At 36.2% G+C, this 13737-nt stretch carries 15 protein-coding genes; all 15 read right to left on the minus strand.

Annotated features, from left to right (window positions below; all coding sequences use genetic code 11):
* Positions 1-36 precede the first annotated feature (36 nt).
* Positions 37-735: a hypothetical protein gene (locus BW946_RS21085; protein WP_139326013.1), complete on the minus strand. Its 699-nt coding sequence runs from the start codon at positions 733-735 to the stop codon at positions 37-39.
* Complete coding sequence (locus BW946_RS14520; RefSeq protein WP_083688890.1) at positions 704-2725, minus strand: DEAD/DEAH box helicase family protein; 2022 nt, start codon at positions 2723-2725, stop codon at positions 704-706. Before BW946_RS14520 ends, BW946_RS21085 begins: the two co-directional genes overlap by 32 nt.
* Before the next feature lie 120 nt (positions 2726-2845).
* Entirely contained in the window at positions 2846-3472 is a 627-nt protein-coding gene (locus tag BW946_RS14525) for an SMUG2 DNA glycosylase family protein (RefSeq protein ID WP_076596864.1), read from the minus strand.
* 141 nt (positions 3473-3613) lie between these two features.
* Positions 3614-6109: a phenylacetic acid degradation bifunctional protein PaaZ gene (gene paaZ / locus BW946_RS14530; RefSeq protein ID WP_076596865.1), complete on the minus strand. Its 2496-nt coding sequence runs from the start codon at positions 6107-6109 to the stop codon at positions 3614-3616.
* Between the two features lie 8 nt (positions 6110-6117).
* A complete protein-coding gene (locus BW946_RS14535) occupies positions 6118-6357 on the minus strand; it encodes a hypothetical protein (protein ID WP_076596866.1) in 240 nt (79 codons plus the stop codon).
* 47 nt (positions 6358-6404) lie between these two features.
* Entirely contained in the window at positions 6405-7232 is an 828-nt protein-coding gene (locus BW946_RS14540) for an alpha/beta hydrolase (protein ID WP_076596867.1), read from the minus strand.
* 68 nt (positions 7233-7300) lie between these two features.
* Positions 7301-7867: a transposase gene (locus tag BW946_RS14545; RefSeq protein ID WP_076596868.1), complete on the minus strand. Its 567-nt coding sequence runs from the start codon at positions 7865-7867 to the stop codon at positions 7301-7303.
* Between the two features lie 91 nt (positions 7868-7958).
* On the minus strand, positions 7959-8552 hold the full coding sequence (locus BW946_RS14550; protein WP_076596869.1) for an acyltransferase: 594 nt from the start codon (positions 8550-8552) through the stop codon (positions 7959-7961).
* A 96-nt stretch (positions 8553-8648) separates the two neighbouring features.
* The gene (gene pcaF, locus BW946_RS14555) at positions 8649-9854 is read right to left on the minus strand and encodes a 3-oxoadipyl-CoA thiolase (protein WP_076596870.1); all 1206 of its coding nucleotides are present in this window, start codon (positions 9852-9854) and stop codon (positions 8649-8651) included.
* Positions 9855-9943: 89 nt separating this feature from the next.
* A complete protein-coding gene (locus BW946_RS14560; RefSeq protein WP_076596871.1) occupies positions 9944-10357 on the minus strand; it encodes a PaaI family thioesterase in 414 nt (137 codons plus the stop codon).
* A 9-nt stretch (positions 10358-10366) separates the two neighbouring features.
* Entirely contained in the window at positions 10367-10675 is a 309-nt protein-coding gene (locus tag BW946_RS14565; RefSeq protein ID WP_076596872.1) for a hypothetical protein, read from the minus strand.
* Positions 10676-10764: 89 nt separating this feature from the next.
* Complete coding sequence (locus BW946_RS14570; protein WP_076596873.1) at positions 10765-11898, minus strand: 3-hydroxyacyl-CoA dehydrogenase NAD-binding domain-containing protein; 1134 nt, start codon at positions 11896-11898, stop codon at positions 10765-10767.
* Between the two features lie 40 nt (positions 11899-11938).
* A complete protein-coding gene (locus BW946_RS14575; protein ID WP_076596874.1) occupies positions 11939-12292 on the minus strand; it encodes a four helix bundle protein in 354 nt (117 codons plus the stop codon).
* A gap of 35 nt (positions 12293-12327) precedes the next feature.
* Positions 12328-13128 carry an enoyl-CoA hydratase/isomerase family protein gene (locus tag BW946_RS14580; RefSeq protein WP_076596875.1) on the minus strand — a complete coding sequence of 267 codons (801 nt, stop codon included), beginning with the start codon at positions 13126-13128 and terminating at the stop codon, positions 12328-12330.
* Between the two features lie 142 nt (positions 13129-13270).
* Positions 13271-13735: a 1,2-phenylacetyl-CoA epoxidase subunit PaaD gene (gene paaD / locus BW946_RS14585; protein WP_076596876.1), complete on the minus strand. Its 465-nt coding sequence runs from the start codon at positions 13733-13735 to the stop codon at positions 13271-13273.
* Between the last annotated feature and the right edge of the window lie 2 nt (positions 13736-13737).

Here is a 13737-nt window from a genome sequence, read left to right on the forward strand (position 1 = left end):
ATGACAAATCCCTTTCGACGAAGGGATTTTGTCATTTTATCGGGTCCATTTGTGAAGATGCTCTATCCTTCCGTTTCTATTGAGTAAAGCCTGGAATCTGAGTTTTAACAAAATTTCACGTCCTTCGATAGTTCTTGTAAAAACCAATTCAGATTTCCCTATCATTTTATCCCATAGCTTTTTAAAAAAATCTGCATTTTTTTTATTTTTTGCAAAAATCTCAGGTATTGGATAATACATATCTTTTTTCAGAAACAATAAACTTCTTTTATGTTTCAACAAATACCTTGGATTATCTATTTGTGACACCAACTCATGTAAAGTTTGTATAAACTGAGCATTTTCATACTGACTTCCTCCATCCAGATAACAAAATGCATTTTTATTTTTGTCTGATGAGCTTACAATTCTAAGTTTTTCAATAGAGGTACAGATTACTTTTTGATGAATTAAACCATATAAAATTATTTCAGCCAGGGAACTAAGCTGTCTTCCAACATCTTTACATCTTAAATATTGTTTTGTAGATCTGTATAGTTTCCCACCATATACAGCAACACCTGCAATTCCAAATAAGCCAACCAGCAGTGAAAAACTTTTTACAGATTTAATTTCATCAATATTCCGGAGAAGTCCCATCATAAGATCCTGACAGAATAACAATATGGAAGAAACTATTATCTTCGCAAAACTTCCACTCATTTTACCCAAATAATCCATCCGCATTTTCTCCATACCTGCCATATTGACTGACTGAGGGGACTTCTATTTCTTCTACCAAAACATTTCCTTTATCAAGGGCTGTTTTCCATCGCTGAGCAAGGGCAGTTCTATTTTTTGCCCATGCAAAAAATATCTGATTGATTTTTGGTAATTCTTCTTTACGTTCTATCGTTTTAATATTCAGCCGTTCAAAATTATTTTCTATGGTAGCCTCATCCTTGTAGGAAATCCCTACAAAGGTTTTAAATCTTTTCTGGATATTACTGAAGTCCTGTCCTCCATTGATATCATGAGAATCAAAACATACCATGTGCCAGATATTTCCAGTTTTGTTTACATTATCTTTATCTGTTCTTATCACTCTTCCCCTCATCTGATTAGAGAGTACAAAAGAACTTACAAAACTAGCCAGCACAAGGCTGTTGATTTTGGGAGCATCCCAACCTTCTCCCAACAAAGACTTGGTTCCAATTAAGATCTGGATTCCTCCACATTGAAAAATCTCGGTTATTATTTGTACCACGTCATGTTTTATCTGATCTGAGAGACTGATTATCAAATAATCCTGATCATAGTACAAAGGAGAAAAAGACACTCCCGAAATACTTTTCCTGAAACAAAATTGCTCAAACATATCTTTAGCACTCACTGGAATGATAACCAAACTGCCTGTAAGAATTCCGATCTTTTTATGCTGGAAATTTTCTCTTCTTAATTTTTCAAATATTGGAACGGCTCCTATTTTATCGAGGTTTAATGTATTCTGAGTTTCAGTAACCAAATATTCTTTTCTTATAAAGTCTGTAAGGATTACCATTCTGAGATCTTCTTTAAGAACTGAAAATTCAAAATCTGCAATTTCTTTTATCCCCTGAAGTTTTCCAATACTTGAGTTAAGAATCTGATTAACATTTTTACTATTATAAAAACTGACTGTCCTCTGCTCAAGAAATCCTGCTCTTCTGAGTCTGTTGCCAAGGTCTGTCCGATGTTCTTCATATTTTTTAAAATTAACTTCATCCAGTACGAGGTAAAAATCAAGAAGCTCTTCCATCCAGAAGAAATCGAACCCGGGAACATATTTTTGCTGGTCTCCAATGATATTAAAATGAATATCCGAAATCTCTTTTCCTCTGAAATGAAGATAAACAAGCCCGGAGGTATAAGATGATATATTTTCATAAATCCATTCCAGATGTACAGCAGGGTTCAGATAAACAGGATGTAGCTCAAGGGCTTCCAGTAGCGTATCATCATTTTGAACTTCTTCAAAAAACATGGCAGCCTGATGGTGATGATATTCAATTTTTTTCTCTTCCTCTTTTGAAGGTGAAGTAAAATAAACCAAATCCTGATGAGGGCAAAGATCTCCTTCAATCATCAATTCAGGAACAGAAATTTCTACATCAATAGGACCATTTAACTGAATATATTTTTGCCATTCGGCACCGGAGACATCAAAAGGAGGGGTTGCAGTGAGAGCAACTATGGTAGGACTAATTCTATTTTTCAATTCCAATAGACTTCTCCACCATGCATTTTTCAAATGATGCGCTTCATCCAGAATAAGAGTGCCTACTTTTTGCTTCTCGAGCTTTTTAATAATTTCCGCAACTGAGATTCTTGAAGATTTTTTTATCTGATCTTCGTCGTCTTCATCAGTTCCATAAGCAGAGTGAATTCCCTGATAAGTTGTAACAGTTATAATTCCTGGATTTTTAATGTCAGAAGATATCCATTCAGGGATATTTTCCGTATCCAGAAAGAGTTCACAAAACCTCTGAATCCATTGGTTCTTGATGGCTAAGGTAGGAGCAACAATCAATGCAGGCTTATCAAGTCTCAGCATTATTTCTAATCCCAAAACCGTTTTCCCAGAACCTGGAGGAGCAGAAATATGGAGATGACCATTCTTTAAATGCTCATTCATGTTGTCTAAAATTTTCTTCTGATAAGTTCGCCAGCGGTATTTAAAAGTTGCCTTTTCAGGAAAAACATTCATAAGCACAATTTAATAAAAAACCAGATAAACAATAATAGAAAATTATAGGTTCTGAATATTTCATCCTTTTAATGATATAATATACTTATCTATATAAATCTGTTTTTCTTTGGATTTATACTATTGGATATAGCGTGGATGCTCCAGAACTGTCATTTTATCAAACAGTTTTGCTTCTTTGTTTAGTTTTGAAATAAAACCGGCATTCTTTTTACCAAGAATAAAAACTTCTGATACATCAAGATTGAGACTGATATGTTTCTTCAAAGATTCAATCATAAAATCCTTTACAGCTTCGAATAATTTTTTATCGTCATAATAATTAGCATTAAGCCAGCCATTTTTTGTTTTTCTAACGATAGCCAGTGGAAATGGAGAATTGATATAAATATCTTTATAGAAAAGATCAGCACCTCCATAGTTTTCAATCATATCATAGATGAAAACGGAAGAAATTTCATGAGTATGGGCAGATTCCATTTTGATTCCGCAGACACTTTCCAATCTTTTTGTATCGGTAAACGGGACTCCGGTTACTCCAGCTCCATGACGGCCTGGATTGATTCCGATAATAAATTTTCTTCGGGATGAATCATTATAATATTTATGATAAAACGTCTGCATTACCATTAATGTTTCAGGGTTTTCCAGATACGGATTCAGAACATCAAAACCTTCAGGTAAATTTCCTGTATAACTCAGGTTTTCATTGAACTTTATAACATGGTCTGCAAAAGTTTTGCTCATAAAATCATTTTCTATTGTAAATAAACAACATTCCCATTTGCACTATCCATGTCAAGGTTTAAAACCTTGACATGGATAAAATCTATCAAAAAATCCCTTTCATTTGATGAAAGGGACTCTAAATTTATATTTTATTTTGAATTAAATCAATCCAAATTGTTGGAAGTGGTGTGTAAAATGCTTTTTGTGCATCAGTTCCCACATTTCTTTATTCAGTTTTCCGAAAACGTAATTCATGTGTTCTGCCTGTGGATTTTCTTTGTAATAAATCACAAATTTCTTCAGGTTATCCATGAATGACAGTTTTGCAGCTTCCAGGTTTTTGTGTCTTGGTTCAGGAAGTGAACCATCCTGCGGAAGGAACGGAGCGGTGAATTCTTTTGGCATTGCTCTGTGGTTGTATAGTGAGTCCTGCCATTTTTCAAGATGTTCCTCCGGGGTGAAGCATTTATCTGCTTCAGGCTCTCCAAAACTTACCAATAAAGCCTGCTCAAGATGTTCTATCATCTGCTGCGGAGACATTTTTCCCCAAAGTGCAGCAGTATTTTCCGTTAAACTGTTTACTATTTTCTGAACATTTTTCACATTCAGGTCGATGAAAGGTGATTGTTTTGCGACCAATGTTAAGATTGTTGCCACGCAAACCACCTCATCCCTTTGGTTTACAACCTCAACCAGCCACTTTACAACACCGGAAGGAATGTTTCTCCCCTTTACTCCTCTGTTGATTTTTTCTTTTGCTGTTAAATACACTGTGATGGTATCTCCGGCGTATACAGGTTTGAAGAAACTGCAGTCTTCTAATCCGTAATTGGCAATAACAGGTCCTTTTTTACCAGAAACAAATAATCCTGCTGCTGCTGAAAGGATGAAATATCCGTGAGCAACTGTTTTATCAAAAATAGTACCTGTTAAACTTGTAGCGTCTGTATGGGCATAGAAATGGTCCCATGAAACATTGGAAAAGTTGACGATATCTGCATCAGTAACTGTTCTTCCTGCTGTTTCTAAGGAGTCTCCTACTTCCACTTCCTCAAAATATTTCTGGAAAGGATGCTTGTCTGAGAATTTTTTCTCTGCTCCCTGCTGATAAATCTTAGTGATTGCTTTCAGTACATCCGGAGATCCCTGGATTGCTGTTTTCTGTAGGAAGAAATGAAGACCGCTCAGTCCGCCCATTTCCTCACCGCCACCTGCTCTACCAGGACCTCCGTGCATCAGTGTCGGAAGTGGAGAACCATGACCAGTGCTTTCCTTGGCATTATCTCTGTTCAGGACAAAGATTCTTCCGTGCTGGGAAGCCATTTTCCATGAAGTTTCAGCGATAAAGTTCTCGTCATGAGAAACAATAGATCCCACTAAACTTCCTTTTCCTCTTTTTGCCAATGCAGCAGCTTCCTCAGCATCTTTATACGGCATTAATGTAGATACCGGTCCGAAAGCTTCTACATCGTGGGAGATATTTTTTTCGAAAGGCTTGTCGTTCAGGAATAGTTTCGGACTCATAAATGCTCCATTTTCGTAGTTAGCATCTACCAGTTCATGTTTCCCGTCATAGACAAGTTCTGTTTCTGATTTTAATAGATTTACTTTTCTCAGAACTTCTTCGTACTGCTGTCTTCCTACCAAAGATCCCATTTTGGTTTCCCTGCTTAATGGGTTTCCGATTTTCGTCTGATCCAAAGCTTTAGACAAAGCATTCTGAACGTCACCAATTAAGTGTTCGGGAACGATAATTCTTCTGATAGCCGTACATTTCTGCCCTGCTTTTGTCGTCATTTCGTTACGAACTTCTTTGATGAATAAATCGAATTCAGGAGTTCCCGGTTTGGCTTCCAATCCAAGGATAGAACAGTTCAGTGAATCTGCTTCCATATTGAAACGAACGGCATTTCCTGCGATAGATGGCAGTGATTTTAATTTTCTACCTGTGTGAGCAGAACCGGTAAATAAAACAGAGTCTCCATCCTGTACATAATCTAAAATATTTTCTGGTTCTCCGCAAACTAACTGCACAGCACCTTCAGGCAATATTCCACTTTCAATCATATCCTGAAATACCGCATTGGTAAGATAAGATCCGAAAGGAGATGGTTTTACAATAGAAGGAACACCAGCTAATAAGGAGGTGGATAATTTTTCCAACATACCCCACACCGGAAAGTTGTAAGCGTTGATCTGTACAGAAACCCCTTCACTTGGTGTTAAAATATGAGTCCCCAGGAAAGTTCCGTTAGCGGAGATCTTCTGAGTGTCTCCATCTACCCAGAATGAAGTATTAGGAAGCATTCTTTTTGCCAATCCGGAATAGGTAAAGAAAGTTCCGAAACCTCCTTCAATATCCACCCATGAATCCACATGGGTAGCCCCTGTTTTGTATGATAAGTCGTAGTATTTTTTCTTTCTTTCCAGTAAATAAAGTGCTACTTTTTTCAGCATTTCTCCACGATCATAGAAAGTCATTGAAGAAAGGTTTTTGTATCCTACAGTTCTTCCGTAGTCAAGAGCCTGTTCAAAATTAAGTCCTTCTGTATCGGAAACAGCTACCTGTTCCCCTGTAACGGCATTGTACAAAGGGATTCCGCTTCCGGTACCTTCTACCCATTGTCCGTAGATATAGTTTTTTAACTTTTCCATATAGTTTTTTACTTTTTGCTTAGATTAATCTTTTTAATAAAGTTTCTAATAATCAAATAAGGGATAAAAAGCGCCAGCCAGCCATCTAAAATGATGACAATTTCAACAAATAAATTATAGAAATAATCTTTACGCTCTAGCTTAGCAATTACCTCATCTGATTCAACATGTTCCAAAGCATCTGAAATTCCTATTGATTCTTTTACAAAGTGAAAACCTAACGTATTCACAATGATGATCGTAATCAATACTAGAATCCAATATTTTTTCAGAATCTTTATCAATTGAAACTGATTTATTTCGGTTCCTGATAGGGAAACATTTTCACTAATCCTTCATATAAACTTCTGTGAAGAATGGTTGCATGATTGTCTGTTTCCATCATTTTATACTCTAATGTCCAGTTTTTCTTTCCTGTCTTTTTCAAAATACTGTAGAAAGCCTCAGCTTCTTTTATCATTATCTGATGTTCTCCTTTTCCTACAGAGACATAAACAAACTTTTTCGTATCCGGAGATTTTGAAAGCAGTTGGGAAGCCTGTTTTAAAAGGCTTTCATTATCCCACCATAAGCTTGGACTGATGATAAAATAGTTATTGAACATTTCCGGTTTTTTCAAAAGGATTTCTGTTGCCAGAAGCCCTCCCAAAGACTGACCGAAAAGGTACTTATCCGTTGTTTTAAACTGACTTTCCACGTAAGGTTTTAATTCTTTTTCAAGGAATTCAATAAACTTATCAGAATGCCCTGTTGTAGGATAATCTTTCTGCAAGTCTTTTAAATCCGTATGAAAGGTATAATCTCTTTTTCTGTCTATATTAGCAACTCCCACCACAATGGTTTCCGGCATGGAATACATCAGATTAAAGAATTGTATTAACCCTGTCACGTGAATAAAATCTTCGTTCATGCTTCCATCTAACAAATAGATCACCGGGTATGATTTTGTTTTATCAAATCCTTGTGGAAGATAAATATTCAGCGTTCTGTCTTCATTTAAGGTTTTGGACTTAATGGTCCTCACTTCTCCTATTGTAAGCGGTTTTGATGTAACCGTCTGTGCTGAGAGCGTACACCCCACCGTAAACATCATGCTGCATGCAAGCGCAATTTTTTTAATCATATTTAATTTTTTAACCCTAACGGTTTTTAAAAACCAGTTAGGGTTGATTATTAGCAATTATTCAAAATTTAAAAATCACATTCAACAGTCGACTTATGATAATTTCTAAAAATTTCTAGCGAATCAAAATACTGCATGATTTCCTTTCTATTCAATTTACTTTCTTTTTCAGGATTTACATATGAATTATATGAAGAATTCTTCCATTGATCAATTTTATTTACAAATCCGTGATTAATCGGATTATTATGGATGTAATGGAGAACTTTCAATAAATATTTCTCATCTGATATTTTCTTTCGTTTTACCGCATTCAGAAAAAGAGCCCCTTTTCTATTATATTTTTTGTTATAAGCTTTAGCATAAGCATTCAATAAATTACCAAAATGCTTCATTAAAAACTGATGCTCATTTTCAATACTCGCATCATTAAAATCCTTAAATCTCAATAAAAAATGAAAATGATTAGGTAATAAACAATAGGCATAGATATCAGCGACCGGAAGAATATATTTTTCTACCTTTTCCAGAAAAAAATGATAATTTGATGGCACACGAAAAATAACTTCAGTCCCGTTTACATGAGAGAAAACGTGATATACACCTTCAAATTCAAAATTTTCTGTATTAATCATTTTAAATCTGGTATTTTAAATTTTAAACCAAACGGGTTTTAAAAACCCGTTTGGTTTAATGATCAACAATTATTAAAAATAAGTTATACTATTATTTTATATCATCCCAGATGCTGTAATCCACAATTTTGGTTGGGATCTGCTGAATATATTCCGTAAAAGGCTCACAAGGCAGAATAGCTTCTTTTCCTTCTCTTGCCAGCTCCTGATATAATTTTGTTCCTTCTGTTTTCCAGTGAATCATTTCGTCAGAAACATCACGGATAATCTTTGCAGGGCTTCCTACCACCAGTTTTCTTGGTTCACATCTGAAATTGGCTGGTACAAAAGCGAGTGCTCCGACAATACTTTCATCACCGATATAAGCTTTGTCCATTACCACAGAATTCATTCCGATCAGACAGTTTTTTCCAATGTGTCCGGAATGGATGATTGCTCCATGTCCGATGTGTGCGGATTCTTCCAATATGGTTTCTATATTCGGGAAAACATGAAGCGTACAGTTTTCCTGTACGTTGGCTCCATCTTTAATAATAATTTTTCCCCAATCGCCTCGAATGACTGCGTTGGGACCGATATATACTTCTTCACCTATTTCTACATTTCCGATAATCACTGCCTGCGGATGAATGTAGGCAGAGGGTTTTATAATGGGACGAATCCCGTGGTATGAGTAGATGTTCATATTTTTTAATTTGAAAATATGAGAATGAGATAATTTGAAAATTAATAATGTCTTTCAACATTTTCAAATTCTCAAATTGACTCACTTTCAAATTCATTATACTTTTTCAATCACCATCGCATACCCCTGTCCGACACCGATACAAAGGGTACACAATGCATATTTTTTATCCTGCTTCTGAAGTTCCATTGCAGCAGAACCTACGATTCTTGCTCCGGAAACTCCCAATGGGTGGCCGATTGCAATTGCACCTCCGTTCGGGTTTATTCTTGCATCATCATCTTTTAACCCTAAGCTTCTTGTTACCGCCAGTGCCTGTGCAGCAAATGCTTCGTTGAGTTCAATGATGTCCATATCTTCCAGAGAAAGGTTTAATCTTTTCAATAGCTTTTGGGTAGCTTCTACAGGTCCGATTCCCATGATTCTTGGCTCAACACCTGCTACGGAAGATCCCAGAATTTTTGCTTTTGGTTTTAAACCATATTTTTTTACAGCTTCTTCACTTGCTAAAATCAAAGCAGCTGCACCATCATTCATTCCTGAAGCATTTCCTGCCGTTACGGTTCCTTCTTTTCTGAAAGCCGGACGAAGTTTTGCCAATCCTTCCATAGATGAGGTTGGTTTAATGAATTCATCTTTTTCAAAAACAATAGGATCGCCTTTTCTCTGAGGAATTTCAACTTTTACAATCTCTTCTGCCAGTCTTCCGCTTTCCTGAGCTTTTGTAGCTTTCTGCTGAGACCAAAGGGCAAATTTATCCTGATCTTCTCTGTTGATCTGGTGAATATCTGCTAAATTTTCTGCAGTTTCTCCCATTCCGTCTACCCCATACATTTCTTTCATTTTTGGGTTGATGAAACGCCATCCAAAAGTAGTATCAAACATCTGGCTGTCTCTACCAAAAGCTGCACTTGGCTTGGACATTACATAAGGAGAACGTGTCATATGTTCTACTCCTCCTGCAATATAAATTTCTCCTTCTCCTGCTGCAATGGAACGGAATGCATTGGCTACCGCCGACATTCCTGAAGCACAAAGTCTGTTGACTGTCTCGCCACCGATTTTGTAAGGAAGACCAGCTAATAAAAGTCCCATTCTTGCAACGTTTCTGTTATCTTCACCTGCCTGATTGGCACATCCGAAAATAACATCCTCAATTTCCTCTACAGGAACTTCAGGATTTCTTGCTACTACTTCTTTGATTACAATAGCGGCTAAATCATCTGCTCTTACTTCTGATAATCCTCCCTGCAGTTTTGAAATGGGAGTTCTGACATAGTCTATGATGTATACGTTGTTCATTTTTATTTGCTTTAGGCTTTAAGCTATATGCAGTAGGCTCTATCAGCTTCAAAAAAGCATACTGCCTATTGCTTCAAGCTTACTGTTTATTATAATTCTGTTACTTTTTTTCCGATTTTGTAGACTGTTCCTACAAATTTTGCAATCAGTTCTTCATTCTGGTTGGTAATTTTAATGTCATAAACAGCCGTTTTTCTGGTTTCATTTACCAAAATGCTTTCTGCTCTGAAAGTATCACCTTCTTTTCCTGCTTTGGTAAAGTTGATGATACAGTTTAACGCAACGGCAGCGTCTCCGGTATTGTTGGAAGAAAATGCCAGCGCAGAGTCTGCAAACGCAAAGGTAACTCCGCCATGAACCGTTTTCAGCCCGTTCAGCATTTCCTTTCTGACTGGCATTTCTATTAAACAGTAATTTTCTTTTACTTCAATCATTTTGATATTCATCCACTGGGAAAAAAAATCCTGATTGAACATATAATCTGCAACTTGTCTTGGGTTCATTTCTATTAATTATATGTTTGTTATTTCTTCATACAGCTCATCGGATAATCTGTCGTAAACACTCATGGTTTTCCCCAGAATGATCTGCTCGTATGAAAGTCTTTCTGAATCTGATGAATTTTCAGAGGGATAGGATGCATTTAGATCAATCCCGTTTTCGTTCGCCAATCTTTTGATCAACTCTTTATATTTTTCATTAAACTTTCCTAATAGCTCAAGCCTTTCCTGCTCATCAACAGAGGAAGCTTCCTGAGTTAAATACTGTTTCTCAATTAAAAGTCTGGTCTCCAGCTCTGCTCTGAATTCATCTATATTCATAATATTAATTTGAAAATTAAATAAATTTGAGAATTTGAAAATGAGAATTTGTTATAATCAATTTTCAAATTGGTATATTTTCAAATTATCTAATTCATTTTACGAAGTAAGGGACTTTGTCTGTATCTTTCTTCCTGATATTCTTCGTAAAGGTTCTGAAGGGTTTCAGAGATTTTCCCATACCCGATTTCTTTCCCCCAGCTTAATAATCCTTTTGGATAGTTGACGCCTTTCTGCATTGCCAGTTCGATATCTTCGTCATTGGCAACCCCTAATCTTTTAGCTTCAACCGCTTCGTTGATCAGCATAGAAATGATTCTTAAAAAGATCTGCTGATAGAGAGCTTCGTCTTTTTGAACTACAGGTTTTTCTGCTCCTTCGCTGTAATCGTAGAACCCTTTTCCTGTTTTTCTGCCGTGAAGTTTGGCTTCAGACATTCTTTGCTGTAATAAAGAGGGCTTGTATTTCGGATCGTAAAAATAATCTTTGTAAACAGTGATTGTTACGGCAAAGTTGACGTCTACTCCAATAAGATCCATCAATTCAAAAGGTCCCATTTTGAAGTTACCCAATGTTTTCATGGCTTCATCCACCTGTTCCGGTGTTGCGATGTTTTCTTCAACAATTCTAAGGCCTTCCCCATAATAAGGTCTGGCAATTCTGTTGACAATGAACCCGGGAATATCTTTAGCAATAACAGGAGTCTTCCCCCATTCTTTCATAAGGTTGTAGATTTTCTCTGCTAATGTTTTTTCTGTTAATAAGGACGGAATGACTTCCACTAAAGGCATCAATGGAGCGGGATTGAAAAAGTGAATTCCGATGAAACGCTCCGGTTTCTTGAGTTCTGCACCAAGAGAGGTGATAGAGATAGATGAGGTATTGGAACTGATGATACAGTTTTCTGAAACATAGTTTTCAAGTTCTGTAAACACCTTCGTTTTAATATCTTTGTTTTCAATAATTGCTTCAATGATTAATTCACAATCCTTGAAATCTTTCAATTCTGTAGCAATGGAAATATTAGCTAAAATTTCAGTCATTTTCTCTGCCGAAATTTTTTGTTTATCCACCAATTTGGTGAGCGTTTTTTCCAAACCAACTGTTGCCGTTTCTACTTGTTTTGCGTTGGCATCATATACCCATACTTTGCATCCGTTCGTTGCGGCTACCTGTGCAATGCCGATTCCCATGGTTCCGGCACCGATAATTCCTACATTCATATTTTAAATTTGAAAATTTGAAAATGAGTTAATTTGAAAATTATTTTAATTTTGAGCTTGAAATAATTTTAGACAGAATTAATAGAATTTCCTTTAAATCAGATAGTAATTTTTCGTTTGGAGATTTCAAATATGGAGACTTTAAACACAGCAAAAGCCAATATTCTATCTCATCAGCTTCTTTGGCGGCAATTTTTAATTTATGAATAAAATCTGCCTTACTTTCTGCATTTTGAGCCTCTCTAACATTGGCTCCAATCGAAGTTCCCGATTTAAAAATTTGATTTGCCAAAGGAAATTTTTTATCCTCGTATAAATCTTCTGAAAATTCAATAATATTGAGTGCGAAATCAAAAGTCTTATTTACAATAATATTTTCTTTGTCATTTCTCATTTTCAAATTCTCAAATTAACTCATTTTCAAATTAATTATCTTCCTTTATAATTAGGTTTTCTTTTCTGTAAAAAGGCATTTACCCCTTCGATGAAGTCTTCTGTTTCTGCGGCTTCCTGCTGAAGATCTCCTTCCAGCTCAAGCTGTTCTTTCAGGGTGTTGTTATAAGAATTGGCAAATGCTTTTTTCGTAAGCTTAATGGCTGCTGTCGGCATGTTTGCCATTCTTTCAAGAATTTCCATAGATTTTGGAACGAATTCTTCTTCACTGAAAACTTCCGCTACAAGACCATAAGATTTAGATTCTTCTGCAGATAATTTTTTACCTGTAAATGCTAAATAATTGGCTAATTGTCTGCCTAAAAGCTTAGGTAAGAAGTATGTTCCTCCTGTATCAGGAATCAAACCGATATTTGAAAATGCCTGAGCAAAATATGCTTTCTCGTTAGCTAAAACGAAGTCAGAGATTAAAGCCAGCATAGCTCCGGCTCCTACTGCCGGGCCGTTTACTAAAGCGATAACCGGTTTTTTGCAACGGGTAACTTCCATTACCAAAGGGTTATAGTAGTCTACCACAATTTTTCTGATAATGTCACGATCATGGTGTTCTTTGCCTGCCACAAAAGCTTCATCCAGATTCTGACCTGAGCAAAACGCTCTTCCTCTTCCGGAAATGGCCACACATCTAACGGTTTCATCTTCGCTGCATTCTTTAACAAAATCTCTAAGATCTGATAAAGCAGGTTTGGTAAGAGCATTCATCGTTTCCGGTTGATTAAGATATGCGATTTTCAGCTTTCCGTCAAAATGCGTTTCAATATCAAGTTGTGTATACATAGTTTTTATTAATTTATTATTTAACAACGCACTAATTTAACAATATAAATTAATGTAACCGTCTAATAATTTAACATTATAACAATTCTTTCGATATGCTTTGCATAGCCGTAAAATTTGTTGCGGATTGGTTGTTTATTCATCAATGACATTTAAAATAATCAAATGGCTCCAGGCAGTCTAAACATTGATAAGAAGCCTTACACAAAGTAGACCCAAATCTGCTGATCTGCCTGGTATGCTCAGAACCGCAACGAGGACATTTTTTCGGTTTTCCGATGTGGTGTTCGTCTGCTCCTTTTTCGGGAGGTGTAATTCCGTAAGCACGGAGTTTTTCTCTTGCTTCATCGGTAAGCCAGTCTGTTGTCCAGATCGGAAACATCTTGGTTACAACTTTTGCTTCCCATCCGTTTTCTTTCATCATTTTGATAATGTCTTCCTCAATGGTAAACATAGCGGGACAGGCGGAATAAGTAGGTGTAATGATCACTTCACAGGTATTTTCACCTGTAATCTGTGCATCTCTTACGATTCCTAATTCCACAATATTGATTACCGGAATTTCCGGATCGGGAATTGTTTCTAATAAATCTAAAAGCTGATTCATAT

Origin of the sequence: Chryseobacterium sp. RU33C (assembly GCF_900156015.1) — a bacterium.
GTDB lineage: Bacteria > Bacteroidota > Bacteroidia > Flavobacteriales > Weeksellaceae > Chryseobacterium > Chryseobacterium candidae.

Bases quoted from the DNA above. Each gene is read 5' to 3' on its own strand.
- BW946_RS21085 (WP_139326013.1), bottom strand. From the start codon at position 735: ATGGAGAAAATGCGGATGGATTATTTGGGTAAAATGAGTGGAAGTTTT.
- BW946_RS14520 (WP_083688890.1), bottom strand. From the start codon at position 2,725: ATGAATGTTTTTCCTGAAAAGGCAACTTTTAAATACCGCTGGCGAACT.
- BW946_RS14525 (WP_076596864.1), bottom strand. From the start codon at position 3,472: ATGAGCAAAACTTTTGCAGACCATGTTATAAAGTTCAATGAAAACCTG.
- paaZ (WP_076596865.1), bottom strand. From the start codon at position 6,109: ATGGAAAAGTTAAAAAACTATATCTACGGACAATGGGTAGAAGGTACC.
- BW946_RS14540 (WP_076596867.1), bottom strand. From the start codon at position 7,232: ATGATTAAAAAAATTGCGCTTGCATGCAGCATGATGTTTACGGTGGGG.
- BW946_RS14545 (WP_076596868.1), bottom strand. From the start codon at position 7,867: ATGATTAATACAGAAAATTTTGAATTTGAAGGTGTATATCACGTTTTC.
- BW946_RS14550 (WP_076596869.1), bottom strand. From the start codon at position 8,552: ATGAACATCTACTCATACCACGGGATTCGTCCCATTATAAAACCCTCT.
- pcaF (WP_076596870.1), bottom strand. From the start codon at position 9,854: ATGAACAACGTATACATCATAGACTATGTCAGAACTCCCATTTCAAAA.
- BW946_RS14560 (WP_076596871.1), bottom strand. From the start codon at position 10,357: ATGAACCCAAGACAAGTTGCAGATTATATGTTCAATCAGGATTTTTTT.
- BW946_RS14565 (WP_076596872.1), bottom strand. From the start codon at position 10,675: ATGAATATAGATGAATTCAGAGCAGAGCTGGAGACCAGACTTTTAATT.
- BW946_RS14570 (WP_076596873.1), bottom strand. From the start codon at position 11,898: ATGAATGTAGGAATTATCGGTGCCGGAACCATGGGAATCGGCATTGCA.
- BW946_RS14575 (WP_076596874.1), bottom strand. From the start codon at position 12,292: ATGAGAAATGACAAAGAAAATATTATTGTAAATAAGACTTTTGATTTC.
- BW946_RS14580 (WP_076596875.1), bottom strand. From the start codon at position 13,128: ATGTATACACAACTTGATATTGAAACGCATTTTGACGGAAAGCTGAAA.
- paaD (WP_076596876.1), bottom strand. From the start codon at position 13,735: ATGAATCAGCTTTTAGATTTATTAGAAACAATTCCCGATCCGGAAATT.